Here is a 21,973-nt window from a genome sequence, read left to right as displayed (position 1 = left end):
CCCCGCTTCTGCGGGGCTTTTTTATTGGAGCGGGGAGCGGCAGGCTTTTATTTGCGCTGGGCAGCCGCCAGACTGGTGGCATGTCGCTTCATACCCTGCATCGTCTCGCCGATATCGCGCCCGCCGCCTGGGACGCCCTGCTGCCGGAGGCACAGCCCTTCCTGCGTCATGCCTTTCTGACGGCCCTGGAGGACAGCGGCAGCGTCGGTGTTCACACCGGCTGGCAGCCTGCGCATCGCCTTTTGCGCGACGCGGCGGGCGAGGTGCGCGCTGCACTGCCGGCCTATATAAAAGAACACTCCTTCGGCGAGTACGTGTTCGATATGGGCTGGGCCGAGGCCTGCCAGCGTGCCGGTATCGCCTACTACCCCAAGTTGCTCGGTGCCGTGCCTTTCAGCCCGGTCAGCGGGCCGCGCCTGCTGGGCGATCCGCAGCAGGCTGGCGCCTTGCTCGACGAACTCACGGCGAGCCTGGCTGGCGAGGGGCTTTCCGGTCTGCATGTCAATTTCCTGCGTGCCGAGGACGACGCACTGTTCGAGGCGCGTGAGGGTTGGCTGCAGCGCCTGGACTGTCAGTATCACTGGCGCAATCGCGGCTATCGCGACTTCCAGGACTTCCTCGATGCGCTCAATTCGCGCAAGCGCAAGCAGCTGCGCAAGGAGCGCGAGCAGGTGGCGGGGCAGGGCATCGACTTCCGCTGGCAGCTGGGCGGCGACTTGCGCGAGGCGGACTGGGACTTCGTGTATGCCTGCTACGCCAGCACCTACCATGTGCGCCGCCGCGCGCCCTACCTGCCCCGTGCCTTCTTCAGCCTGCTGGCCGAACGCATGCCCGAGGCGATCCGCGTGGTCAGCGCCCTGCAGCATGGTCGCCCGGTGGCCATGGCCTTCAGCCTGGTCGCTGGCGGGCGTTTCTATGGTCGCTACTGGGGCTGCCTGGGCGACTTCGACCGCCTGCACTTCGAGACCTGCTTCTACCAGGGGATCGAGCGCGCCATCGCCGAAGGCCTGCAGTGTTTCGACGCCGGCGCGCAGGGCGAGCACAAGCTGATCCGCGGCTTCGAGCCGGTCATCACGCGCTCCTGGCACTACCTGCTGCACCCGGGGCTGCGGGCCGCGGTGGCGAACTTCCTGGCTGAGGAGCGGCCGGCGCTGCGGGCCTATGCCGAGCAGGCGCGGCAGCTGCTGCCCTATCGCCAGACTGGAGACTGAACATGCCACGCGCCCTGTTCATCTGCAGTCGCAATCGCTTGCGCAGCCCCACGGCGGAGCAGCTGTTCGCCGTCTGGCCGGGCGTAGAGAGCGATTCTGCCGGCTTGGCGCCAGACGCCGAGGTGCCCTTGTCCGCTGAGCAGTTGCACTGGGCCGAGCTGATCTTCGTCATGGAGCGCGTCCACCAGCGCCGCCTGCAGCAGCGCTTCGGCGCGCTGCTCAAGAGCAAGCGGGTGATCTGCCTGGGCATTCCCGACGACTACCAGTACATGCAGCCCGAGCTGGTCGAGCTGCTGCAGCGCAAGGTGGGAAGCTACCTGCGATGAGCCTCATCCTGCGCCCCAGGCCCTGGAAATGGCTGGGCATGCTGCTCGGTTGCCTGGCGTTCTGTGGGGTGGCGGTGCTGATGCTGCGCGATGGGCGGCTGGCCGGCTGGTTCTGCCTGGCGCTGTTCGGCCTGGGCAGCCTGATCGCCGCGCTGGCCCTGCTGCCGGGGGCCAACTACCTGCGCCTGGACGAGGAGGGCTTTACCTTCAGCTCGCTGTTCCGTGCGTATCATGTGCGTTGGGCAGAGGTGCAGGACTTTGCTCAGGTGCAGGTGGCGTCGAACCGCATGGTCGGCTGGCGTTATCGCGAGGGGCGGGAGCCCGAGGGGCGCGGCGTGCGCCTGTCGCTGGCCATCGCTGGTTGCCATGCGGCGCTGCCGGAGAACTACGGACTGGGCGCCGAGGAACTGGCGCGGCGCCTGGAGCTGCTGCGCCTGGCGCACGCCAGCGGCGATATTGCCGGTGCCCTGGAGCTGCTGGCGCAGCCCAGGGCCTGAACGGGCTTAGAGCTTCTTCGCGCTGAGGATCAGCACCGGCTCGACCGGCACGTTCTGGTGCATGCCGCGGTTGCCGGTGCGCACCTTGGCGATACGGTCGACCACGTCCATGCCGCGCACGACCTTGCCGAACACCGCGTAGCCGAAGTCGCGGCCGCCGTGGTTGAGGAAGTCGTTGTCCTTGTGGTTGATGAAGAACTGGCTGGTGGCCGAGTCCACCGCCTGGGTGCGGGCCATGGCGATGGTGCCGCGGTCGTTGCGCAGGCCGTTGTCGGCTTCGTTCTTGATCGGCTTGAAGGTGTCCTTCTGGCCCATGTCGGCATCGAAGCCGCCGCCCTGGATCATGAAGCCCGGGATTACCCGGTGGAACTGGGTGCCGTTGTAGAAGCCGGATTCGACATAGCCGAGGAAGTTCTGCGTGCTGATCGGCGCCTTCTCGGCGTTCAGCTCGATCTCGATGTCGCCGTAGCTGGTGGTCAGCACCACGTGCGGGTTCTCGGCGGCGAACAGGCTGGTGCTCAGCAGCAGGCCGGCGGAAAGGAGGAGTTGCTTCAGCATGGTTGCGGGTCCTTGTTGTCGTGTTGCGGTTGAGGTTGCTCGACCTGGGCGAGGAAATCGTCCAGGACAGCGTTGAAACGATCCGGCTGGTCCATCGGCGTGGCGTGGCGCGAACGCTCGATCACCACCAGGCGGGCGTTCGGCAGTTCGGCCACGTAGGCCTCCTTGGCTGCCACCGGGGTGTAGTCGCGGTCGCCGCTGATGACCAGGGTAGGACAGGTGATAGCGGCCAGGCGTTCGCGCACACCCCAGCCGATGATGGCGTCGAGGCTGGCGAGGTAGGCGCGCTTGTCGTTCTGTGGCCAGCGTTGTTCGACCTTGGCGCGCAGCTCGGCCTGCTCCGGGTAGGGAAAGAGCAGGCGGCCCAGGCCCTTGCCGATGGTCTGCAGGCTCAGCAGGCGCGACAGGCTCCAGCGCTTGGCCAGCATCCACCAGTCGGCCGCGCTTTTGGCCTTCACCTCGGGGGCGCTGTTGACGATGCACAGGCTGCGCAGCAGTTCGGGGCGGTCGACGCCCAGCTGGAAGCCGACCATGCCGCCCATCGAGATGCCCACGAGATGCACCGGTGGCAGGTCCAGCTGCTCGATCAGCGCCGCCACGTCAGCGGCGAAGGCGGCCATGCTGTAGCGCTCGCGCGGCTTGTCGGAGCGGCCGTGGCCGCGCAGGTCTATAGCCAGCACGCGGCGCTGCTGCTGCAGGTGGGGAAGCTGGTATTCCCAGTCCTGGATGCTCGAGCCCAGGCCGTGCACCAGCACTAGCGGTTCGCCCTGGCCATGGTCCTCGTAGTACAGCTGGCAGCCGGCGTGTTCGAAGTAGGGCATTACGCGGCCTCAGGCGTTGGGTAGCGGGGCGGCGAAGGGCGCCTCCAGCGGCGCGCCGTCGAAGTTCTTGATCAGCTCGATGAGGATCTGGGTGGCCGGGCCGAGCACCTTGTCCTTGTTGCTGTACAGGCAGAAGCGCGGCTTGCGTGTGCCGCCCTGCTCCATCGGCAGCGGCTTGAGCAGGCCCTCGGCCAGTTCGCGGGCAATCAGGTGGCGTGGCAGCCAGGCGAAACCCAGGCCGCTGGAGACGAAGGTGCGCGCGGTGGGCAGGCTGCCGACCGTCCAGCGTTGCTCGGCGCCGAGCCAGCCCGAGTCGCGGGGCTGGATGCGCCCGCTGTCGCGGGTTACCACCTGCATCTGGCCTTCCAGGTCCTGGAAGGTCACCTCGCGTTGCAGGCGGTGCAGCGGGTGTTCCGGGTGGGCCACGGCGATGAATTCCACCTCGCCCAGCTCGATGGGCAGGTAGCCGGTAATGTTGAGGGCGCTGATGGCCAGGTCGGCGGAGCCTTCCTTGAGCACTTCCTCGACCCCGGACAGCACCTCCTCGCGCAGGCGCACGCGGCAGCCGCGGCTCTGCGGCATGAAGGCCGAGAGGGTGCGCACGATATTGGCGGTGGGGTAGGCGGCGTCCACCACCAGGCGTACTTCGGCTTCCCAGCCCTGCTCCATGTGGTGGGCCAGTTCTTCCAGCTGGCTGGCCTGCTTGACCAGCTGCCGCGAGCGGCGCAGCAACACTTCGCCGGCTTCGGTGAGCACCGCCTTGCGCCCGTCGATGCGCAGCAACGGTGCGCCCAGTTGCTCCTGCATGCGCGCCACCGTGTAGCTCACCGATGATTGCGAGCGGTGCAGCGCCTCGGCTGCCTGGGCGAAGCCGCCGTGGTCCACCACCGCCTGCAGGGTACGCCATTGATCCAGGGTGACACGGGGCGCTTTCATCGCCGCTTCCTCATTGAACAGTTAATTTCGAGACAGCACACTAGGCACCCCCAAAAGGAGAGTGCCGATGAAAAACTGCTGCCTGGTCCTGCTTGCCCTGCTGCCGCTTACCGCTGCAGCCTATCCCACCGAGCTGGAGAAGCAGATGAATGGCGCCGAGGTTTCCGCCACCGTCCAGCAGATCGACAGCAACATTGGCGGCCTTACTCTTTACAACTACGGCCTCACCGACGCCAAGTGCACAGCCCAGTTCCGCAATGGCCCCGAGGCGCCGCGTACCCGCTCCGCCGAACTCAAGGCCGGGGAAAGCGTGACCCAGACCGTGAAGTTCGCTCGCAGCATCATCCGGCTGCGGGTGAATGTGACCTGCCAGCCCAAGTGAGACTAGGGCGCGTCGCTAAATAAATCAACTTTGTTGATCATTTGTAGCGGATATTTGCGCTTTTTTATCTTATTGGCTGACCATAATCTGCACTCCATCGAAGCCCAACAACCCCGATGGAGTTAGCCCAATGTCCCGCATCCTCGTTATCGAAAGCAGTGCCCGTCAGGAAGGTTCCGTTTCCCGCCAGCTGACCGCCGATTTCCTCGCCCAGTGGCAGGCCGCCCATCCGCAGGATGAGGTCAAGGTCCGCGACCTGGCCAAGCAGCCGGTGCCGCACCTCGACGAAACCCTGCTGGCTGGCTGGATGAAGCCCGCCGAGCAGCAGAGCGATGCCGAGAAGGCCGCCGCCGCGCGCTCCAACGAGCTGACCGACGAGGTACTGGCCGCCGACGTGCTGGTGCTGGCCGCGCCGATGTACAACTTCGCCATCCCCAGCACCCTCAAGGCCTGGCTGGACCACGTACTGCGTGCCGGCGTCACCTTCAAGTACACCGAGACCGGCCCGCAGGGGCTGCTCACCGGCAAGCGTGCCTACGTGCTGACCGCTCGCGGCGGCATCTACGCCGGCAGCGGCATGGACCACCAGGAGCCTTACCTGCGCCAGGCACTGGCCTTCATCGGCATCCACGACGTGCAGTTCATCCATGCCGAGGGCCTGAACATGGGCGCCGAGTTCTCCGAGCAGGGTCTGGCCAAGGCGCGCGAGCAACTGGCCCAGGTCGCCTGATCACCTGACTCTCCCCTGGGGCCGACTGTCTCGGTCCGTCACCGGCCCGCGCGGGCGCTCCTCCCGGCGGGCCGGTTTTTTCTTGCCTGCGGCAATGTCCGTGGTCCTGCTCAGCGCAGCCAGAGCAGGCTCAGCATGCCCAGCGCGAGCAGGATCAGGGCGATGCCCGAGAGGCGCTCCAGCCATGGTAGGGCACGGGTGAAGCGGGCGAGCACGGTCTGGTTGCCGATCAGCAGCGCCACCAGTACGTCCCACAGCAGCACCACGGCGAACATCCAGACGCCATATAGGGTCTTCCAGAACGCGCTGGTGTGCGGCGGTGTCAGCATTGCCGCCAGGCTGGCGTAGAACAGCGCGTTCTTCGGATTGAAGATGCCTGACAGAAAACCCATGCCCAGGGCGCGCCACCAGGCGTCGATACCAGGTGCTGTACGCGTGCCGCAGAGCGCCAGTGGCGTGCTGCCGGCATGGCGCAGGAACGCCACGCCGAGGTACAGCAGGTAGGCGCAGCCCGCCAGCTGCAGGGTCATGAACAGCGGGCTGCCGGGCCGTAGTGCCGCCGTGCCGACAAAGGCTGCCACGATGAATAGCGCGTTGGCCAGGGCGATGCCCAGGCAGGCGCCGCTGGCTATCCGCCAGCCGGCAGCCAGTGAGGTGCGGGCGATGAGGAAAAAGTCGGGGCCGGGGGACAGCAGTGCCAGGAAGTGCGCGGCGGCAATGAAGAGAAAGGGTTGCATGGCGACTCGCTCGATGTTTTTCGCAGCGTGTCAGTCGTGGCCCTGCCCAGTATTGAAGAAAATTGCAGACCTAGGCGCGAAAGCGTCCGGGGGTAATGCCGGTGTAGGCCTTGAATACCCGCTGAAAGTGCGCCTGGTCGGCAAAGCCCAGTCCGTAGGCCACGTCCGCCAGGCTCGCGCCCTTCAGCAGTTGCTCTTTGGCGAGGTTGATGCACAGGTTGAGCTGCCAGGCATGTGGCGTCATGCCCGTGATGGCGCGGAAGGTGCGGATCAACTGGTAGCGGCTCATCTCGCTCAACTGCGCCAGCTCGTGCAGTGAGACATCGGCCGCCGGCGAGCGCTGTAAGCGGTCGAACGCCGCCCGCAGTCGGTCGGCCTGCGCGGCGTCGGGGCCAGGCACCTCGATGCCGTGCGCGTGTGTGGCATCGAAGTCGCCGATGAATTCGATCACCGCGGCCTCCTTGTCCGCCGCGGCGGCATCGGAGAAGAGCAGGGCGTTGAGCCGGCAGAAGCGGGCATAGCGTGCGGGTTCAGCGATGATCCGCACCGGCTCGTCAGGAGCCACCGGGCCCAGCGCCGACTCGCGGCGCAGTGCCTGCATCCACTCAGCATCCAGATACAGCATCTGGTAGCTCCAGGCCGTTCCGCTCGCCGGGTTGCAGGCGTGAACACGTGCTGCCGGTACCCATACCAGCGTGCCGGGGTACAAGGCGACGGGCTGGTCGCCGGCACTGCTGAACAGGCTGTGGCCCTCGTCTACCGCTCCGATGGAGAACGTCGGATGGCTGTGCGGCTTGTAGCAGGCTCGGCTGTGGCAGGCGCGGCGGCTCTCCATGTATGGCAGGGCCGGTTCACGCCAGAACTCCTCTATCGTGGCGGAGGCTGGTACGGGCGATGGCGCGTAGGGATAAGGCACGCTGGACTCGGCGGGATGGGTTGGCACGGAGCTGAGAGTCTAAGGTTTTTTCGGCGGTGTGCAGCAGCGACGCGCAGGTCGGCGTGAGGTGTATGGGCAATAAATTCGTCTTCTGTGTTTGAAATATTGAACGCTCTGTGTTGCCATAGCGCACCTTGAGTCGGGTGGTCGGAGGCGACAGTGCAGTTGTCGGGTCGTGGTGTGGCGCTGTCGGTGGCGGCGTCGGTGTTGTTCGTCCTGATTCCCGGCTACGTGCGCGAGCTGGCGCCGCTGGACGGCCTGCAGGTGTTCGCCCAGCGCATCCTCTGGTCGATTCCGGCGGTCCTTCTGCTGGTGGCCATGGCCCGCCAGTGGCAGGTACTCGGCGCCGCTTTCGTGCGCCTGCGGCGCGAGCCGCTGCTGCTGCTCGCCTTGCCGCTGGCGGCGGCGCTGATGGGCGTGCAGTGGCTGCTGTTCGTCTGGGCGCCGCTGGCCGGCCGGATGCTGGATGTGTCGCTTGGCTACTTCCTGCTGCCGCTGGCCATGGTGCTGGTCGGCCGGCTGTTCTATGGCGAACGCCTGCGCCCGCTGCAGCGCCTTGCCGTGGGGTGCGCGCTGCTCGGCGTGGCGCATGAGCTGTGGCTGACCCAGGCCTTCTCCTGGGTGACCCTGGTGGCGGCGCTCGGCTATCCGCCGTACTTCATGCTGCGCCGCTGGATGAAGCTGGACGCGCTGTCCGGCTTCGTCCTGGAGATGCTGGTGCTGGCGCCGTTGGGCATCTGGCTGATCCATGCCTATGGGCCACCTGCGGTGTTCGAGCAGGCGCCGCAGCTGTGGTGGTTGTTGCCGGGCCTGGGGCTGCTCAGCGCCCTGGCTTTCGGCGCGATGATGGCGGCCAGCCGCCTGTTGCCGCTGGGGCTGTTTGGCATTCTCAGTTACGTGGAGCCGGTGCTGCTGTTCGGTGTTGCCGTGCTGTTCCTCGGCGAGACCTTCTCGCCGCAGCAGCTGTGGACCTACCTGCCGATCTGGCTGGCGGTGCTGCTGATAGGCTGGGACAGCGCGCGCCTGCTGCGCAAGCAGGCGCGGCAGCTGGGTTAGTCGGCGCTTTCGCGCAACACCCGGTAGTGCAGTTGGGCGACGCCGCTGGGAAACAGCCGGTGCGCCTGCAGGCTCAGCTGCTGTTCCAGGCCGCCGGCGAACAGCTGGATGCCGGCGCCGAGCAGGTGTGGGATGACGCTGACCAGCAGTTCATCGAGCAGCCCGGCGGCCAGGCAGTTGCCGGCGAGGCTGCCGCCCCCGACCAGCCAGACCCGTTGGCAGCCACGCGCAGCCAGTTCTTCCAGGGCCTCACTGGGGGTGCAGTGGCGGCCTTGGACATCTGCTGGTGGCTGTTGCAGCGGATGGCGCGCCAGCACCTGGCAGGGCTTGCCGGGGTAGGGCCAGGCGCTGCCGAAGCCGCGCACCATGTCGTAGGTAGCGCGGCCCATCAGCAGGCCGTCGATGCCCTGGTAGAACTGCTCGTAGCCATGATCGTCGCCTTTGGCCTCGATGGCTTGCAGCCAGTCCACGGCGCCGTCGGGGCGGGCGATGTAGCCGTCGAGGCTGGCGGCGACGTAGTAGATCAGTTGCGGCTTCATGTGAGCGCCCCGGTGCAGCCGCGGATCAGTCCAGCACGTTCTCGATGATCTCGTAGATCAACCCGGTGGCCAGTGTCACCAGCACCACGTCGGTGCCGACCTGGCGCCACTCGTAGCCGTCGTAGCGCGGCAGCTGGCCGAGCAGGCTGTTGTCGAAACGCTTGGCGATGCCCGGCGGCAGCGGCTTGCCGCGCGCCAGGTTCTTGCGGATGCCCGGCGGCAGCGATTGCGCCGGGCCGATCAGCTCGCGGTTGTCACCGAGCACGATGCGTACCCGGCCGATGTCGATGCTCGGGCCGCGCAGGTCGACGGTGACATCGTCACCTTCACCGCCGTGTTTGTCGTGCTTGTCATGCTTGGGCGCGGCGCCGGCACTGTTCAGCCCGAGGGCGAGGGTGGCGGCGATCAGGGCAAGCGACAGGGTACGGGACATGGGGCCTTCTCCGGTACGGGGTACAGGTTTCGAGTGCGGCCGTGCCCGATCGTTCCCTCAGGCCAGCGCGCGGCTGCGGTGGTCCAGCACTCGCAGTATGGCGCGCAACAGCATGCCGTACAGCGGCACGAACAGCATCAGGCTGACGGCCAGCTTGACCCCGTAGTCCACCGTGGCGATCTCCACCCAGTGCTCGGCCATGAAGGGGTTGTCGCTGCGCCAGAAGGCGACCGAGAAGAAGGCGAAGGTGTCCAGCAGGTTGCCGAGGATGGTCGAGGCGGTCGGCGCGATCCACCACTGCGGCAGCTGGCGCAGGCGGTCGAACACCTGGATATCGAGCAGCTGGCCGAGCACGTAGGCGAGGAAGCTGGCCACCGAGATGCGCAGGACGAATTCGTTGTACTCGCCCAGCGCCGCCAGGCCACGGAAGGCGCCTTCCTGGAACAGCACCGAGACCACGTAGGAGGCGAGCAGGGCGGGAATCATCACCCGCGCGATCACCTGGCGCGCAGGACCTTTGCCGAGCAGGCGCACGGTCAGGTCGCTGGCCAGGAAGATGAACGGGAAGCTGAAGGCACCCCAGGTGGTGTGCCAGCCGAACAGGGTGATTGGCAGCTGCACCAGGTAGTTGCTGGCGATGATGATGAGGATATGGAAGGCGATCAGCACGGCCAGGGCCGAACGCTGGTGCGCGGTCTGCGAAACGAGCATGGAGGCTACCTTTTTTGGGGATGGGGTTAGGGAACCCATGCCGGCCGGGATGGCAGGCGGCGCGCATTCTATCCGTTTGCCAGGATTTGTACAAAATTCGATCAAATACGCTCTTTTGCCCCGACAACCGGTAACCTATGCGGCTGTTTCCGATTTTCCGTGCCGAGGTAAGCCCCTGTGTTCTCCCAATTCGCCCTGCATGAACGCCTGCTCAAGGCCGTCGCCGAGCTGAACTTCACCGAGCCGACGCCGGTGCAGCAGGCGGCCATTCCGCCGGCGCTGGAGGGACGCGACCTGCGGGTTACGGCGCAGACCGGCAGCGGCAAGACCGCGGCCTTCCTGCTACCGCTGCTCAACCGTCTGCTCGGCGATGCCAGCTCGAAGCAGCGCACCGACGTGCGTTCGCTGATCCTGCTGCCGACCCGCGAGCTGGCCCAGCAGATCCTCAAGGAGGTCGAGCGCTTCTCCCAGTACACCTTCATCAAGGCTGGCCTGGTCACCGGCGGCGAGGACTTCAAGGAGCAGGCCGCGTTGCTGCGCAAGCAGCCCGACCTGCTGATCGCTACCCCCGGCCGGCTGATGGAGCACCTCAACGCCGGCAGCCTCAAGCTCAATGGTGTCGAAGTGCTGGTGCTGGACGAGGCCGACCGCATGCTCGACCTGGGCTTCGCCGAGGACATCGAGCGCATCACCCATGAGTGCGCCAACCGCCAGCAGACCCTGCTGTTCTCCGCCACCGGCGGCGGCAAGGTGCTGCGCGAGATGATCGCCAAGGTGCTGCGCGAGCCGCTGCATCTGAAGCTCAACAGCGTCGACCAGCTCAGTGCGACCACCGTCCAGCAGATCATCACGGCCGACGATGCCATGCACAAGGAGCGCCTCGTGCAGTGGTTGCTGTCCAACGAGCCGCACCGCAAGGCGATGATCTTCTGCAACACCCGCGCCCAGGTTGACCGTCTCTACGGCCATCTGGTCGCGCTGGACTACAAGGCCTTCGTGCTGCACGGCGAGAAGGACCAGAAGGACCGCAAGCTGGCCATCGATCGCTTCCGCCAGGGCGGCAGCAAGGTGCTGGTGGCGACCGATGTGGCCGCCCGTGGCCTGGATATCGACGACCTCGATCTGGTGATCAACTTCGACATGCCGCGCTCCGGTGACGAGTACGTGCACCGCATCGGCCGTACCGGCCGCGCCGGCGCCAGCGGCCTGGCGATTTCGCTGATCTGCCACAACGACTGGAACCTGATGTCGAGCATCGAGCGCTACCTCAAGCAGCGCTTCGAGCGCCGCGTGATCAAGGAGCTCAAGGGCAGCTACCAGGGGCCGAAGAACGTCAAGGCGTCCGGCAAGGCGGTCGGCGTGAAGAAGAAAAAGACCGACAAGAAGGACGGGGCCAAGAAATCGGCCACCAAGACCGCACCCAAGCGGCGCGCCAACGCACCCAAGGCGGCGCCCCTGGTCAGCCAGGACGGCATGGCCCCGCTCAAGCGCAAGAAGCCGGCGGCGGAATGAGGATGTTGCCCCCTCTCCCGTTTACGGGAGAGGGTTGGGGAGAGGGTTGGGGAGAGGGGCGTAGCTGGATTGTCCTCTCCCCCAGCCCCTCTCCCACAGGTGGGAGAGGGGAGCATATAGGTCAGCGGTGAAACGAGAAGGGGGCCAGCAGGCCCCCTTTTTCTTTTGGCTCGAACCGATCAGGGCACGATCAGGATCTTGCCGTCACGCTCACCGCTGGCGGCCGCGGCCACCGCTTCCTTGATCTGCGCCACGCTGTAGGTGGCGGCGATGCGCGCCTTGAGCTTGCCGCTGGCGATCAGCTGGGTCAGCTCGCCGAACACCTTCATCTGCTCGGCCGGGGTGGCCTTCTGGAACCACTTGGCCAGCCAGAAGCCGCGCAGGGTTACGTCACGGAACACGAAGGAGGCTGCCGACACCTGGCACGGCTGGCCACTCATCAGACCGTAGTTCACCAGGGTGCCGCCCTCGCTGAGGCAGGCCGCGATGTGGTCGGTGGCCGGGCCGCCGATGGCGTCGATGCCGAGCATCAGCTTGGCGCCGCCGGTGGCCTCGCGCACGCGCTTGTGCAGGTCGGGCCCGTCTACCAGCACCACGTCGCCGCCCTCGGCCTGGACACCGGCCACCGCCGACTCGCGGCGCACCACGTTGATGGTTTTGAAGCCGCGCAGCTTGGCCAGCTGGATCAGGTAGCCGCCGACGCCGGAGTTGGCGGCGTTCTGGATCACCCAGTCACCGGGTTGCAGGTCGACGAACTGGCTGAGCAGCAAGGAGGCGGTCGGCGGGTTGATGGTCATCATCGCCAGCTGCTGCGGGTCGGCATCCGGTAGCGGGATCAGCTTGTCGGCCGGGGCGTTGAGGTGGGTCACCCAGGTACCGCAGCCCACCGGCAGCAGCACGGTCTGGCCGACCTTGAGGTGCTTGACGCCATCGCCAAGCTGCTCGACGCGGCCGACCCCCTCGTTGCCGCCGATGGCCGGCAGCGGCGGCAGCATGCCGTATTCGCCGGTCAGGGTGAGCACGTCGGACGGGTTGATCGGCGCGGCCAGTACCTTGACCAGAGCCTGGCCGGCGGCCAGTGGCGGCAGCTCCAGCTTGACCGCTTCGATCACGTCCTGCGGAACTTTTCCGCGGTGTTGGTATTCGGCTTTAAGCATGGCAGTTCTCCATCGGCTGAGAGCGCTGAGTCTAGCCGCAAGAGGCTGCCACCGGATGAATCGGCCGGCATATCCGCGAGTGATAGCACCCATTCGCGAGCAGCGCCTATGCTTGGCAGACTGACAGGGGGAACTGCATGTTTCGACGCGTCTGGCCGTGGCTGCTGGTGACACTGGCGCCCGTCTTACAGGCCGAGTCTTTGCGCGTGGGCTTTGGTACGCACAAGCCGCCTTATGTGTTCGAGGGCGAGCACCGTGGCCTGGAGTACGACATCGTGGCGGCGGCGGTGCGTGCTGCCGGGGATGAGCCGCAGGTGTACCACGCGCCGATGGAGCGCCTGCACCTGGCCCTCAGTCGTGGTGATCTGGATGGCATTGCCACCACCAATCCCTACAGCGGCATCGAGGCGTTCTACTCCGAGCCCTATATTCGTTGTCAGAACGTGGTCATGGCACTGTCGTCGCGTGGCTATCGCATTACCCGCATCGCGGATCTGCACGATTATTCGATCAGCAGCTTCCAGCGCGCCCGTTTTCTGCTGGGGCCGGCATTTCAGGCCATGGCCGAGGCCAACCCGCGTTACCGCGAGGAGGCGCAGCAGATCAACCGCAATCGCCTTCTGTACAGCGGGCGCATTGATCTGGTGGTTGGCGACCCGCGCATCCTGAGGTACTTCAACCACGAGGTCGCCGATCAGGTCGATATCCGTCAGCCGGTGACCCAGTACATGCTGTTCCCGCCGACGGCCTACAGTGTCGGCTTCCGCCTGGCCGAGCAGCGTGATCGCTTCGATCGCGGCCTGGCGGCGATCCGGGCCAGCGGCGAATACGCGCGCATCGAGCAGCGCTACGCGGATTATTGAGCGGGTTCAGAACTTCTCGCTGAGTCCCAGGTAGCGCCACTGGCCCACCGGCACCTTGGCCAGGCCGGTGCGGCCGAAGCGCAGGCGACGGATGCCCAGCACCTGCAGGCCGACGTGCTCGCACATGTAGCGCAGCTGCCCCGGTTGTACCGCCTTGATGGCGAAGCGCAGCCGCGTTTCGCTCTGCCAGCTGACCTTGCACGGCGGCAGGGTCGTGCCCTTGTAGCTGAAGCCGAAGCTCAGGCGCTTGATCCCTTTCTCGTCCAGGCTGCCGGCCACATCCACCAGGTATTCCTGTTCCAGCTCCGCACCTTTTTCCTTGAACAGGCGCTGCACCGCATGGCTCTGGCTGAACACCAGCAGGCCGCTGGCGTCGGTTTCCAGCGGGGTGAGCAGCTCCAGGCGACGCAGGTGGCGCTGCAGCGGCCGGATGCCGCTGGGGTCTTCGCTCCAGTGGTGCGCATGGCTGAGCAGCTGCTGGGTGGAGTTGGCGCCCAGGCCGCAACCGAGGCCGACCGGCTTGTGCAGCAGCAGGGTGACCGGTAACTGGGTTTCGGCCTTGGCGCCGGGCAGCAGCACCACTTGTTCGTGGGTTACCGGGTGCTGGGGTTCTTCCACCACCTGGCCGTCCACCGTGACCCAGCCCCCTTCGATGTACAGCTCGGCTTCGCGCCGCGAGCAGGAGGTGAGCTGGATCAGGCGTTTGGACAGGCGTTCGGCTTCGGTCATGGTGGTGGGTGTCACATCGGGAAATGAACGGCATTGTACCCGGCCTGGGGGCTTTGCCGGGATTGCGCTACAAGGTTAGCGACGGATCGGGATAACGACGATGAAACGAGCACTGCTGGCGCTGGCCGTGACGAGCCTGCTGGCGCTGACTCCGCCGGTCATGGCCGAGCGCAGCGAGCTGGGCGAATTGCAGCTGACCGAGGTGATCGGTGGTCTTGAGCATCCCTGGGCTCTGGCCTTCCTGCCGGAGGGGCAGGGCTGCCTGATCAGCGAGCGCCCCGGGCGTCTGCGCCTGCTGGATGTCCAGGGGCGCCTGCATCCGCCGCTGGGCGGCGTGCCGGCGGTGTTCGCCCGTGGTCAGGGCGGGTTGCTGGATATCGCGCTGTCGCCAAGCTTCGCCACCGATCGCCTGGTCTACCTAAGCTACGCCGAGGCGGACGACGAGGGGCAGCGGGCCGGCACGGCGGTCGGCTATGGTCGGCTGAAGGAGGACCTGAGCGCGCTGGAGGGGTTCCGGGTGATTTTCCGCCAGCTGCCAAAGCTCTCCGAGGGCATCCACTTCGGCTCGCGCATGGCCTTCGGTGCTGATGGCCAGCTTTACGTGAGCCTGGGCGAGAACAACCAGCGGGCCACCGCGCAGCAGCTGGACAAGCTGCAGGGCAAGCTGGTGCGCCTGCAGCTGGGCGGTGGCGTACCGGCGGACAACCCCTTCGTCGGCCGCGAGGGCGTACGCCCGGAGATCTGGTCCTATGGTCACCGTAACCCGCAGGGGCTGGCGCTCAATCCCTGGAGTGGCCAGCTCTGGCTGCATGAACATGGTCCGCGCGGCGGCGACGAGATCAATATCCCCCGGGCGGGGCGCAACTACGGCTGGCCGAAGGCAACTCATGGCATCAATTACAGCTTCCTGCCGATTCCCGAGGCCGAGGGCGCGACGGTGGCCGGCACCGAGCCGCCGCATCATGTGTGGGAGAAGTCCCCGGCGGTTTCCGGCATGGCCTTCTACAGCGCCGAGCGCTTTCCGGCCTGGCAGCACAGTCTGTTCATCGGGGCGCTGGCGGGGCAGGCGCTAATTCGCCTGCAGCTGCAGGGCGATCAGGTGGTGCATGAGGAGCGTCTGCTGCAGGACCGGGGCTGGCGCATCCGCGATGTGCGCCAGGGGCCGGATGGTTTTCTCTACCTGCTGACCGATGCACCGGACGGCAAGCTGGTTCGGTTGGGCCTGGTCTCAGGCCGATAGGGACTGACCAGGGGGGGATGCAGGCGGTGCTTTCCCCGGATTGCATCCGGGCTACGGTCCTTCTCCCCGGGAGAGGGGAAGAGCAGGCCGCGGTTCAGTGCGCTGCGGCCTCCATGGCCGACTCCGGCTCCTGGGCCGCCACCAGTTCGGGCGGCAATGGCTCGGTGACCACGCTGAAGTCGCTGATGCGGATGGCGCCGTGGCCTTCGCCCAGCAGATGGAAGGAGAAGGCCTTGCGCGTTTCCGGGTTGTCGAAGTCGAAACTCAGCTGGATGCTTTCACCGCGCTTGAGCTGTGGCAGCGGCGGTATCGCCAGGCTGTTGTCGCGGTCGAATTCCTTGGTCAGCAGGCGCAGGGCCGCGCCGTTGCGATCCAGGCGCACGGCCTCGATCTTCAGGGTCACGCGGGTACGGGTGCCCTTGGGCATTTCCAGATACTGGGCGCCGATCAGGTTGTCCGCCCACTCGTCACGCGACTCGGGCTTGAGGTCGATCCGTTCGCGGTTGGCGAACTGGTAGCGTTGGCCGATCTGGCCGCCGGTAATGGACTGGTCGAGCAGGTCCGCACGCTGGCTGACCAGGCGCGCCTGGCGGCCGGTAACCCGCCCCAGGTATTGGGATTCGGCGGCGATGAAGCGGGTGCTTTCATAACGCCGGCACACCTGCTGGAAGGTGCACTCGGTGAACACCTTGCCGTCGTGCTGGCGCAGCAGGCCGTTGGTGTAGGACATGATCTCGCGCGGCGTGGCGTAGTCGCGGAACAGCGAGCGTCCGGCAATATTGTCCGGCACCGGCAGGTCGAAGTAGTCGAGCACCGAGGCGGTCAGGTCGACATGGCCGTACACCCCGGGTTTAACCGCCGGCAGCTTGTCGCCCTCCGGGGCGAATACCAGGTTGAAGCCCCAGGCCGAGGCCAGGCGCACGTTCTCCAGGCCGTGGGATTCGTCGGAGGTGACGATCACCAGGGTGTCCTTGAGTACGCCCTGCTTTTCCAGCCCGGCGAGGAAGTCGGCCACGGCGTCGTCCAGGTAGCGGATGGCAGCCTGCTTGGCGGTGGGATAGCGCTCCAGATAGGCCTTGGGCGCGGAGTAGGGCTGGTGGGTGCCGACGGTGAGCAGGGTGAGCATCCATGGCTGCTGGTTCTGCCGCAGTTGCTGGACGTATTTCAGCGCGCCTTCGAAGTAGGCCTTGTCGTCCATGCCCCAGGGGAACTCCAGGTAGGGCTTGTTCTTGAACCAGTCGCGGCCATGGGTCTGCTGGAAGCCCATATGCGGCATGATCTGGTCCTTGGCCATGAAGCGCAGGCCGGCACCCTGCAGGAAGTGGGTGCGGAAACCCATCATGCCCAGTTGGTGCGGCAGGCACTGCTGGTTGCGGGTCTCGCTGGTCAGCAGCTCGACGCCCTTGGGGGTGCCGGAGTCCAGTTTCTCGTAGTCGCCGCAGAGCATCGCGTACAGGCCGCGAATGGTCTGGTGGTTGTGCAGCACATAGTCCGGCGTGGTCATGCTGCGCTCTGCCCATTGGCTCAGGCGCGGCATCAGGTCTTCCGCATAGGGGCTGCCGATCAGCTGGCGATTCTTGGCGATGTAGGCACCGGGGATGCCTTCGAGGGTGACGATCAGCACGTTGCGTGCCTTGCCGCCACCCGGCAGCAGCGGGGTGCCGGAGAGGTCGAGCTTGGTCAGGCCGTCGATGTCCGGCGGCAGGCCGGATTCTTCGCCGGCGTACCAGTCCTCGATGGCCACGCGGGCGCGGCTGGTGCTTTCGGCGAGGACCTTGTGCGGCAGGTTGAACAGTTGCCACTGGTCGTTTTCGCTGGGCGCCAGGTACTGGTCGGCGGCATGCCCCAGCAGCAGAAAGGCGGGCAGCGCGTAGGCGTAGCGAGACAGTCTCGGCCCCTGGCGGCGGCCGAGCAGCAGGCAGGCCAGCACCGCGACGGTCAGCGCACCTGCCAGCAGCGGATAGCGGATACCGCTGCCCTGGGTGGACTGGCTGACGAACTGCGGATCACTCAGGTACTTGAGGTCGCTGGGCTCGGGCATGCGCCCCACCGCATTGACCAGCTCGGCATTGCCCAGCAGCATCAGCGCCCAGGCCACGGCCAGCGGTGCAGCCAGCAGGGGGCGGCGATAGCTCAGCAGCAGGAGCAGGCTGCCGATGCCGAGGTCCGAGACATAGCCGGGCCAGCTCGACCAGCCCAGCCAGTAACGGCAGGCCAGGGGCAGGAGCAGGTACAGCGAGCCGAGCGCGACAAGCGACGCGGCGGGGTAAGGCAGCCAATGGCTGGAAGGGCGCACAGGAGCTCCTGAGATAAGGCAGCGAGAGTCCGTGTCATTCAGACAGGTGGAACCGGCCGAAGTTGCGGCGTGCCATGATTCTGAAACATGCCTGTGCTAGATGCCAGTGGCGCATGTAACCGGCTGTCTCGCGGGGTGTAGAATGCCCGCCTCTTCGAATTGGGTGACGAACATGGCTCTGATCGGGCGCTACAACTCTCTGCCGGTGGCCAAGCTGGCCGACTTCGGTCTCTACCTCGACGGCGGCGCCGATGGCGAGATCCTGCTGCCCAAGCGCTACATCCCCAAGGGCGAGCCTTGCGAGGTGGGCGACTGGCTCAACGTGTTCGTCTATCTGGACAGCGAAGATCGCCTGATCGCCACTACCGAGAAGCCCAAGGTGCAGGTCGGCGGCTTCGCCAGCCTCAAGGTGGTCGACATCAACCGCATCGGCCTGTTCTTCGACTGGGGCCTGTCCAAGGACCTGCTGATGCCGCACTCCGAGGAGAAGCGCCCGCTGCAGGTCGGCGATTACTGCGTGGTGCACGTCTACCTTGACCGCAGCCGGCGCATCACCGCTACCGCGCGTCTGGACCGCTATCTGGACAAGGTTCCAGCCAACTACCAGGTCGGCCAGGAAGTCGATCTGCTGGTGGTGGAACAGACCGATCTGGGCTTCAAGGCCATTATCAATGGTCAACACTGGGGCCTGATCCACAAGAACGAGGTTTTCAAGTTCCTTCGCGGCGGTTCCCAGGAGAAGGGCTTCATCAAGGAGCTGCGAGCCGACGGCAAGATCAGCCTGAGCCTGCAACCGGTCGGTCAGCAGGCGCGCGATGAGCTGTCCGAACAGATTCTCACCGCCCTGCGCGACGCCGGCGGCAACCTGGCGCTGTCCGACAAGAGCCCGCCGGAGGTGATCAGCAAGGCTTTCGGCGTGAGCAAGGGCAACTTCAAGAAGGCCATCGGCGGGCTGTTCAAGCAGGGCCTGATCCGCATCCACGAAGACCGTATCGAACTGGTCTGACTAGCGCGGCTCCTGGGCGCCCGGCAGCCAGCGTTGGTAGATGCGGCTGAAGCTGCCGTCGGCCTTCATCGCGTCCAGTGCTGCCTGCCAGCGCCGGACCACCGCGTCGTCGGTACCCGGCCAGAAGGTGATGTAACCCTCGGAACTGCGGTAGGGGTAGACCACTTCGACATCCTCCGGGACCAGGCCATCGACCTGCTGAGCCGCCTCGCCGCGGGCGTAGAAGCTCATGTTGTCGGCAACGATCAGTTTCACCCGGCCATGGCGCAGCATGCGAAACATCTGCTCGGGCTCGTTTACACCGAGCAGGTTGGGCATGCCGGCGGCGCTCAGCTCCTGGTAGGTGAACCAGTTGCGCGGCACCGCGATGGGGCCGACGTCATGCAGTTGCCTGGGGTCGTCGATCTTCAGTCCGGAGCCTTTCAGGCCGTAGTAGGCATCCTGCGCCAGCATGATCGGGCCTACCCATTTGAAGTGTGGCTCTCGCTCCGCCGTGCGGATGGTGACGAACAATGCGGTGCCGGGAGTGCGTTGCACGATGTGGTAGCCCCTCGACCAGGGCACCACCTGGATGCTCGCCGTCTCACCCAGGCGTTGCAGTAGGGCGCGCACCAGCTCGCTGGCCATGCCGTCGGCGATGCCGTTGTGCAGGAAGCTGATGGGGGCGTATTCCTCGGTGAAAAACTGCAGCTGCGCCTGTTCCGCACGGCCAGGTACGGCCAGTAAAAGGCAGGCCAGAAGCGGCAGGTATCGGAACATGCAGGCAGTCCACCGGAGTCTGTCTATCAGTGTGGGCGATTCAGCCGGCAGTGCAATGCGACTTTCTGCCCATCAGGGCTTGCGTGCCAGCAGCACGGCTCGCGTCGGTGACGGCAAACCCTCGACGGTGCGGCTGTGGTCGGTCGGGTCGAGGAAGTCGGGCAGGGACTGGAAGCGCATCCAGTCGGTGGCGCGCTGTTCCTCGACGCTGGTGGTGGAGACGTCGACGCAGCGCACGTCGACGAAACCGGCCCGGCGCAGCCACAGCTCCAGCGCCGGCACCGAGGGCAGGAACCAGACATTGCGCATCATCGCGTAGCGGTCCTCGGGTACCAGCACCTGCTGGGCGTCGCCCTCGACCACCAGGGTCTCCAGCACCAGCTCGCCGCCGCGCAGCAGCGTATCCTTGAGGTCGAGCAGGTGGTCGATGGGCGAGCGGCGGTGGTACAGCACGCCCATGGAGAACACGGTATCGAAGCCTTCCAGCTTGGCTGGGAGTTCCTCCAGCGCCAGCGGCAGGTGCCAGGCGGCAGCATCCGGCAGATAGTTTTTGACCGCGAGGAACTGGTTGAGGAACAGCCAGTTGGGATCGACGCCGACCACGGCCTCGGCACCCGCGCCGAGCATGCGCCACATGTAGTAACCGTTGCCGCAACCGACATCGAGGATGCGCTTGCCGGCCAGGTCCAGGTGCGGGGCCACCCGCGACCATTTCCAGTCCGAGCGCCATTCGGTGTCGATGTGCACGCCGAAGAGCTCGAAGGGGCCCTTGCGCCAGGGGATCAGGCCCTGCAGGGCCGTCTTCAGCGCGGCGCGGGTCGCCTCGTCGCAGGCGCCCTCCAGGCGCAGTGCCTCGCGCAGTTCGGCATGTTCGACGGGCAGCGTCGGCAGGGCCGCGACGGCGGCGAACCAGCGCTCCAGGTCGCCATGGCCGACGGCCAGCTTGGCGTCGAGCTGGCCGGGCAGGCCGGCGGTCCAGTCCTGCAGCGGTGTACCGGCCAGTTGCTGTTGCAAGGCGTCGAGGTCTAGGCGGGAGAGCATCATGGCAGGGCGATCAGCGAGGCGAAGTTGAGGCACTGGAACCAGGGCACGACCTTGGAGAAGCCGGCGGCCAGCAGACGCTCGCGGTGCTGCTCCAGGCTGTCGGGCTTCATCACGTTCTCGATGGCGCTGCGCTTCTGCGCGATTTCCAGTTCGCTGTAGCCGTTGGCACGCTTGAAGGCCAGGTGCAGCTCGCCGAGCAGCTCGTGCTCGGCTTCATCGGCAAAGCGCAGCTTCTCCGAGAGGATCAGCGCACCGCCCGGCAGCAGCGCCTGGCGGATGCGCGTGAGCAGCTCCAGGCGCTGTTCCGGAGCGACGAACTGCAGGGTGAAGTTGAGCGCCACCAGCGAGGCAGGCTGGAACTCCAGGGCGAGGATGTCAGCCTCGATCACTTCGACCGGCAACAGCTCCTGGAACATGGCGTCCTGGGCATGCAGGTACTCGGCGCAGCGCTCGACCATGGCAGGCGAGTTGTCCACCGCGATTACCCGGCAGTCGTCGCTGCGCACATGGCGGCGCAGGGCCTGGGTCACGGCGCCGAGCGAGCAGCCGAGGTCATACAGGGCGCTGTGCGGCTGGGCGAACTGCGCGGCGAGCACGCCGAGGTTCTCGACGATGGTCGGGTAGCCCGGCACCGAGCGCTTGATCATGTCCGGAAAGACCTTGGCCACGTCTTCGTTGAAGACGAAGTCCGGCACCTGGTCCAGGGGCTGGGCGAAGAGTCGGTCGGGCTGCTGTTTCACGGCGGTCGGTTCACGGCGGAAAAGTCCGGCATTCTAGCCAAGAGCGGGCGCCAACCCAACCGCGATGGGCGCCCTGGTTACTTGGACCAGTCTAGGCCGCTGTTTGGCGCGGGGCGGCCAGTGCCACCGCCGAGGCGGCGATGCCGAACTGGCCTAGCCAGTAGCTGAGGATGATGGCGTGGCGCGCGCCCTCGAACTGCGCGACGAAACGGTTGATGCCGATCAGGCTGTCCGACAGCACGAACAGCGCCGCACCGCCGGCCGCCAGCCAGGCCGAGCGCGGCGGCATCACGCCGACCCGCGCCAGGGCGCGCCAGAGCATGGCGCCGATGGCCAGGCTGTACAGCGCCACCGGCAGCAACAGCGGGCCCAGGCCAGCGCGGGCCAGGATGAAGAACATACCGCCGGCCGCCAGGGCGGCGATCAGCAGGTCGAGGGGTGCCAGGCGGCGGGTATCACCCAGATAGGCCAGCAGGTAGGCCAGGTGGGCGAGCAGGAAGGCGCCGAGGCCGAACACGAAGAGGTCCGCCGGCCACTGCAGCAGCATGTCGCCGAGCAGCGACAGGCACAGGCCGATGGAGATCCGGCGCCGATAGCCTCCGGCTGGCGCCTCGCGCAGCCAGACGAGCAGGGCCAGTATCGGCAGCGGCTTGCTGAGCAGGCATAGCCACGGCAGGTTCAGCTGCAGGCCGACGAGGAACAGGGCGACGCCGACCAGCGCGACGGTCAGGAGCAATGGACGCATGGCGGAAC

25 protein-coding genes are annotated in these 21,973 nt (G+C 66.4%); 10 read left to right on the top strand and 15 right to left on the bottom strand.

All coding sequences use genetic code 11. From position 1 onward, the window contains the following. Positions 1–80 precede the first annotated feature (80 nt). The 3 genes from ACOAPY_RS14875 to ACOAPY_RS14865 are packed head-to-tail and all read left to right on the top strand — an operon-like array spanning position 81 to position 2,034. Positions 81–1,211, top strand: coding sequence for a GNAT family N-acetyltransferase (locus ACOAPY_RS14875; protein ID WP_465153798.1), 1,131 nt, complete (start codon positions 81–83; stop codon positions 1,209–1,211). 2 nt (positions 1,212–1,213) lie between these two features. Then, the gene (locus ACOAPY_RS14870; RefSeq protein WP_465153797.1) at positions 1,214–1,537 is read left to right on the top strand and encodes a low molecular weight protein tyrosine phosphatase family protein; all 324 of its coding nucleotides are present in this window, start codon (positions 1,214–1,216) and stop codon (positions 1,535–1,537) included. Continuing rightward, positions 1,534–2,034: an STM3941 family protein gene (locus ACOAPY_RS14865; RefSeq protein ID WP_465153796.1), complete on the top strand. Its 501-nt coding sequence runs from the start codon at positions 1,534–1,536 to the stop codon at positions 2,032–2,034. Before ACOAPY_RS14870 ends, ACOAPY_RS14865 begins: the two co-directional genes overlap by 4 nt. A 6-nt stretch (positions 2,035–2,040) precedes the next feature. Here ACOAPY_RS14865 and ACOAPY_RS14860 read toward each other — a convergent pair whose 3' ends face one another. Genes ACOAPY_RS14860 through ACOAPY_RS14850 form a run of 3 tightly spaced genes read right to left on the bottom strand, consistent with a single transcriptional unit; the run spans position 2,041 to position 4,349 of the window. Further along, positions 2,041–2,592 (bottom strand): peptidylprolyl isomerase, encoded by a 552-nt coding sequence (locus tag ACOAPY_RS14860; protein ID WP_021699218.1) that lies wholly within the window; start codon positions 2,590–2,592, stop codon positions 2,041–2,043. After that, positions 2,586–3,413 (bottom strand): alpha/beta fold hydrolase, encoded by an 828-nt coding sequence (locus ACOAPY_RS14855; protein WP_465153795.1) that lies wholly within the window; start codon positions 3,411–3,413, stop codon positions 2,586–2,588. The genes ACOAPY_RS14860 and ACOAPY_RS14855 overlap by 7 nt, the downstream gene beginning before the upstream one ends. Before the next feature lie 9 nt (positions 3,414–3,422). Beyond that, complete coding sequence (locus tag ACOAPY_RS14850; RefSeq protein ID WP_076425017.1) at positions 3,423–4,349, bottom strand: LysR family transcriptional regulator; 927 nt, start codon at positions 4,347–4,349, stop codon at positions 3,423–3,425. 67 nt (positions 4,350–4,416) lie between these two features. Between ACOAPY_RS14850 and ACOAPY_RS14845 the strand changes: the two genes are divergently transcribed. Beyond that, complete coding sequence (locus ACOAPY_RS14845) at positions 4,417–4,731, top strand: 3-phosphoglycerate kinase (RefSeq protein WP_076579274.1); 315 nt, start codon at positions 4,417–4,419, stop codon at positions 4,729–4,731. A gap of 130 nt (positions 4,732–4,861) precedes the next feature. Beyond that, a complete protein-coding gene (locus ACOAPY_RS14840; RefSeq protein ID WP_076579273.1) occupies positions 4,862–5,461 on the top strand; it encodes an FMN-dependent NADH-azoreductase in 600 nt (199 codons plus the stop codon). Between the two features lie 110 nt (positions 5,462–5,571). Here ACOAPY_RS14840 and ACOAPY_RS14835 read toward each other — a convergent pair whose 3' ends face one another. Continuing rightward, complete coding sequence (locus tag ACOAPY_RS14835) at positions 5,572–6,198, bottom strand: LysE family translocator (protein WP_465153794.1); 627 nt, start codon at positions 6,196–6,198, stop codon at positions 5,572–5,574. A 70-nt stretch (positions 6,199–6,268) separates the two neighbouring features. Continuing rightward, a complete protein-coding gene (locus tag ACOAPY_RS14830; RefSeq protein ID WP_465156818.1) occupies positions 6,269–7,033 on the bottom strand; it encodes a helix-turn-helix domain-containing protein in 765 nt (254 codons plus the stop codon). A 261-nt stretch (positions 7,034–7,294) separates the two neighbouring features. On the opposite strand from ACOAPY_RS14830, the gene rarD reads away from it, so the two are divergent. Continuing rightward, on the top strand, positions 7,295–8,191 hold the full coding sequence (gene rarD, locus ACOAPY_RS14825; protein ID WP_465153793.1) for an EamA family transporter RarD: 897 nt from the start codon (positions 7,295–7,297) through the stop codon (positions 8,189–8,191). Here rarD and ACOAPY_RS14820 read toward each other — a convergent pair. Genes ACOAPY_RS14820 through ACOAPY_RS14810 form a run of 3 tightly spaced genes read right to left on the bottom strand, consistent with a single transcriptional unit; the run spans position 8,188 to position 9,874 of the window. Beyond that, a complete protein-coding gene (locus ACOAPY_RS14820) occupies positions 8,188–8,730 on the bottom strand; it encodes a dihydrofolate reductase family protein (RefSeq protein ID WP_465153792.1) in 543 nt (180 codons plus the stop codon). The genes rarD and ACOAPY_RS14820 overlap by 4 nt on opposite strands. 25 nt (positions 8,731–8,755) lie before the next feature. Continuing rightward, positions 8,756–9,163: an anti-virulence regulator CigR family protein gene (locus ACOAPY_RS14815; RefSeq protein ID WP_465153791.1), complete on the bottom strand. Its 408-nt coding sequence runs from the start codon at positions 9,161–9,163 to the stop codon at positions 8,756–8,758. Positions 9,164–9,220: 57 nt separating this feature from the next. Further along, positions 9,221–9,874 carry a 7-cyano-7-deazaguanine/7-aminomethyl-7-deazaguanine transporter gene (locus ACOAPY_RS14810; RefSeq protein WP_021699210.1) on the bottom strand — a complete coding sequence of 218 codons (654 nt, stop codon included), beginning with the start codon at positions 9,872–9,874 and terminating at the stop codon, positions 9,221–9,223. Between the two features lie 177 nt (positions 9,875–10,051). On the opposite strand from ACOAPY_RS14810, the gene ACOAPY_RS14805 reads away from it, so the two are divergent. Continuing rightward, complete coding sequence (locus tag ACOAPY_RS14805; RefSeq protein ID WP_076579263.1) at positions 10,052–11,386, top strand: DEAD/DEAH box helicase; 1,335 nt, start codon at positions 10,052–10,054, stop codon at positions 11,384–11,386. A 179-nt stretch (positions 11,387–11,565) separates the two neighbouring features. Here the strand turns inward: ACOAPY_RS14805 and ACOAPY_RS14800 are convergent, their stop codons facing one another. Then, on the bottom strand, positions 11,566–12,543 hold the full coding sequence (locus tag ACOAPY_RS14800; protein ID WP_465153790.1) for a zinc-dependent alcohol dehydrogenase family protein: 978 nt from the start codon (positions 12,541–12,543) through the stop codon (positions 11,566–11,568). Positions 12,544–12,680: 137 nt separating this feature from the next. Between ACOAPY_RS14800 and ACOAPY_RS14795 the strand changes: the two genes are divergently transcribed. Then, positions 12,681–13,406 (top strand): substrate-binding periplasmic protein, encoded by a 726-nt coding sequence (locus ACOAPY_RS14795; RefSeq protein ID WP_465153789.1) that lies wholly within the window; start codon positions 12,681–12,683, stop codon positions 13,404–13,406. A 6-nt stretch (positions 13,407–13,412) separates the two neighbouring features. Here the strand turns inward: ACOAPY_RS14795 and ACOAPY_RS14790 are convergent, their stop codons facing one another. After that, positions 13,413–14,135: an rRNA pseudouridine synthase gene (locus tag ACOAPY_RS14790; RefSeq protein ID WP_465153788.1), complete on the bottom strand. Its 723-nt coding sequence runs from the start codon at positions 14,133–14,135 to the stop codon at positions 13,413–13,415. Between the two features lie 100 nt (positions 14,136–14,235). Between ACOAPY_RS14790 and ACOAPY_RS14785 the strand changes: the two genes are divergently transcribed. Further along, a complete protein-coding gene (locus ACOAPY_RS14785; RefSeq protein ID WP_465153787.1) occupies positions 14,236–15,375 on the top strand; it encodes a PQQ-dependent sugar dehydrogenase in 1,140 nt (379 codons plus the stop codon). A gap of 94 nt (positions 15,376–15,469) precedes the next feature. Here the strand turns inward: ACOAPY_RS14785 and ACOAPY_RS14780 are convergent, their stop codons facing one another. Beyond that, positions 15,470–17,671, bottom strand: a complete 2,202-nt coding sequence (locus ACOAPY_RS14780) for an LTA synthase family protein (RefSeq protein ID WP_465153786.1) — start codon at positions 17,669–17,671, stop codon at positions 15,470–15,472. Positions 17,672–17,843: 172 nt separating this feature from the next. Between ACOAPY_RS14780 and ACOAPY_RS14775 the strand changes: the two genes are divergently transcribed. Beyond that, positions 17,844–18,677 (top strand): CvfB family protein, encoded by an 834-nt coding sequence (locus ACOAPY_RS14775; protein WP_465153785.1) that lies wholly within the window; start codon positions 17,844–17,846, stop codon positions 18,675–18,677. Here the strand turns inward: ACOAPY_RS14775 and ACOAPY_RS14770 are convergent, their stop codons facing one another. From ACOAPY_RS14770 to ACOAPY_RS14755, 4 genes are all read right to left on the bottom strand, one after another. Continuing rightward, positions 18,678–19,436, bottom strand: coding sequence for a substrate-binding periplasmic protein (locus ACOAPY_RS14770; protein WP_465153784.1), 759 nt, complete (start codon positions 19,434–19,436; stop codon positions 18,678–18,680). It lies immediately after the preceding gene. Between the two features lie 72 nt (positions 19,437–19,508). Beyond that, complete coding sequence (gene cmoB / locus ACOAPY_RS14765) at positions 19,509–20,477, bottom strand: tRNA 5-methoxyuridine(34)/uridine 5-oxyacetic acid(34) synthase CmoB (protein ID WP_465156816.1); 969 nt, start codon at positions 20,475–20,477, stop codon at positions 19,509–19,511. Continuing rightward, a complete protein-coding gene (gene cmoA / locus ACOAPY_RS14760; protein WP_237044705.1) occupies positions 20,477–21,220 on the bottom strand; it encodes a carboxy-S-adenosyl-L-methionine synthase CmoA in 744 nt (247 codons plus the stop codon). Before cmoA ends, cmoB begins: the two co-directional genes overlap by 1 nt. Before the next feature lie 91 nt (positions 21,221–21,311). After that, a complete protein-coding gene (locus tag ACOAPY_RS14755; RefSeq protein WP_465153783.1) occupies positions 21,312–21,965 on the bottom strand; it encodes a lysoplasmalogenase in 654 nt (217 codons plus the stop codon). Between the last annotated feature and the right edge of the window lie 8 nt (positions 21,966–21,973).

Source organism: Pseudomonas stagnisoli, assembly GCF_048595745.1.
Lineage (GTDB): Bacteria > Pseudomonadota > Gammaproteobacteria > Pseudomonadales > Pseudomonadaceae > Aquipseudomonas > Aquipseudomonas alcaligenes_A.
This window is presented reverse-complemented; position numbering and strand designations above follow the sequence as displayed.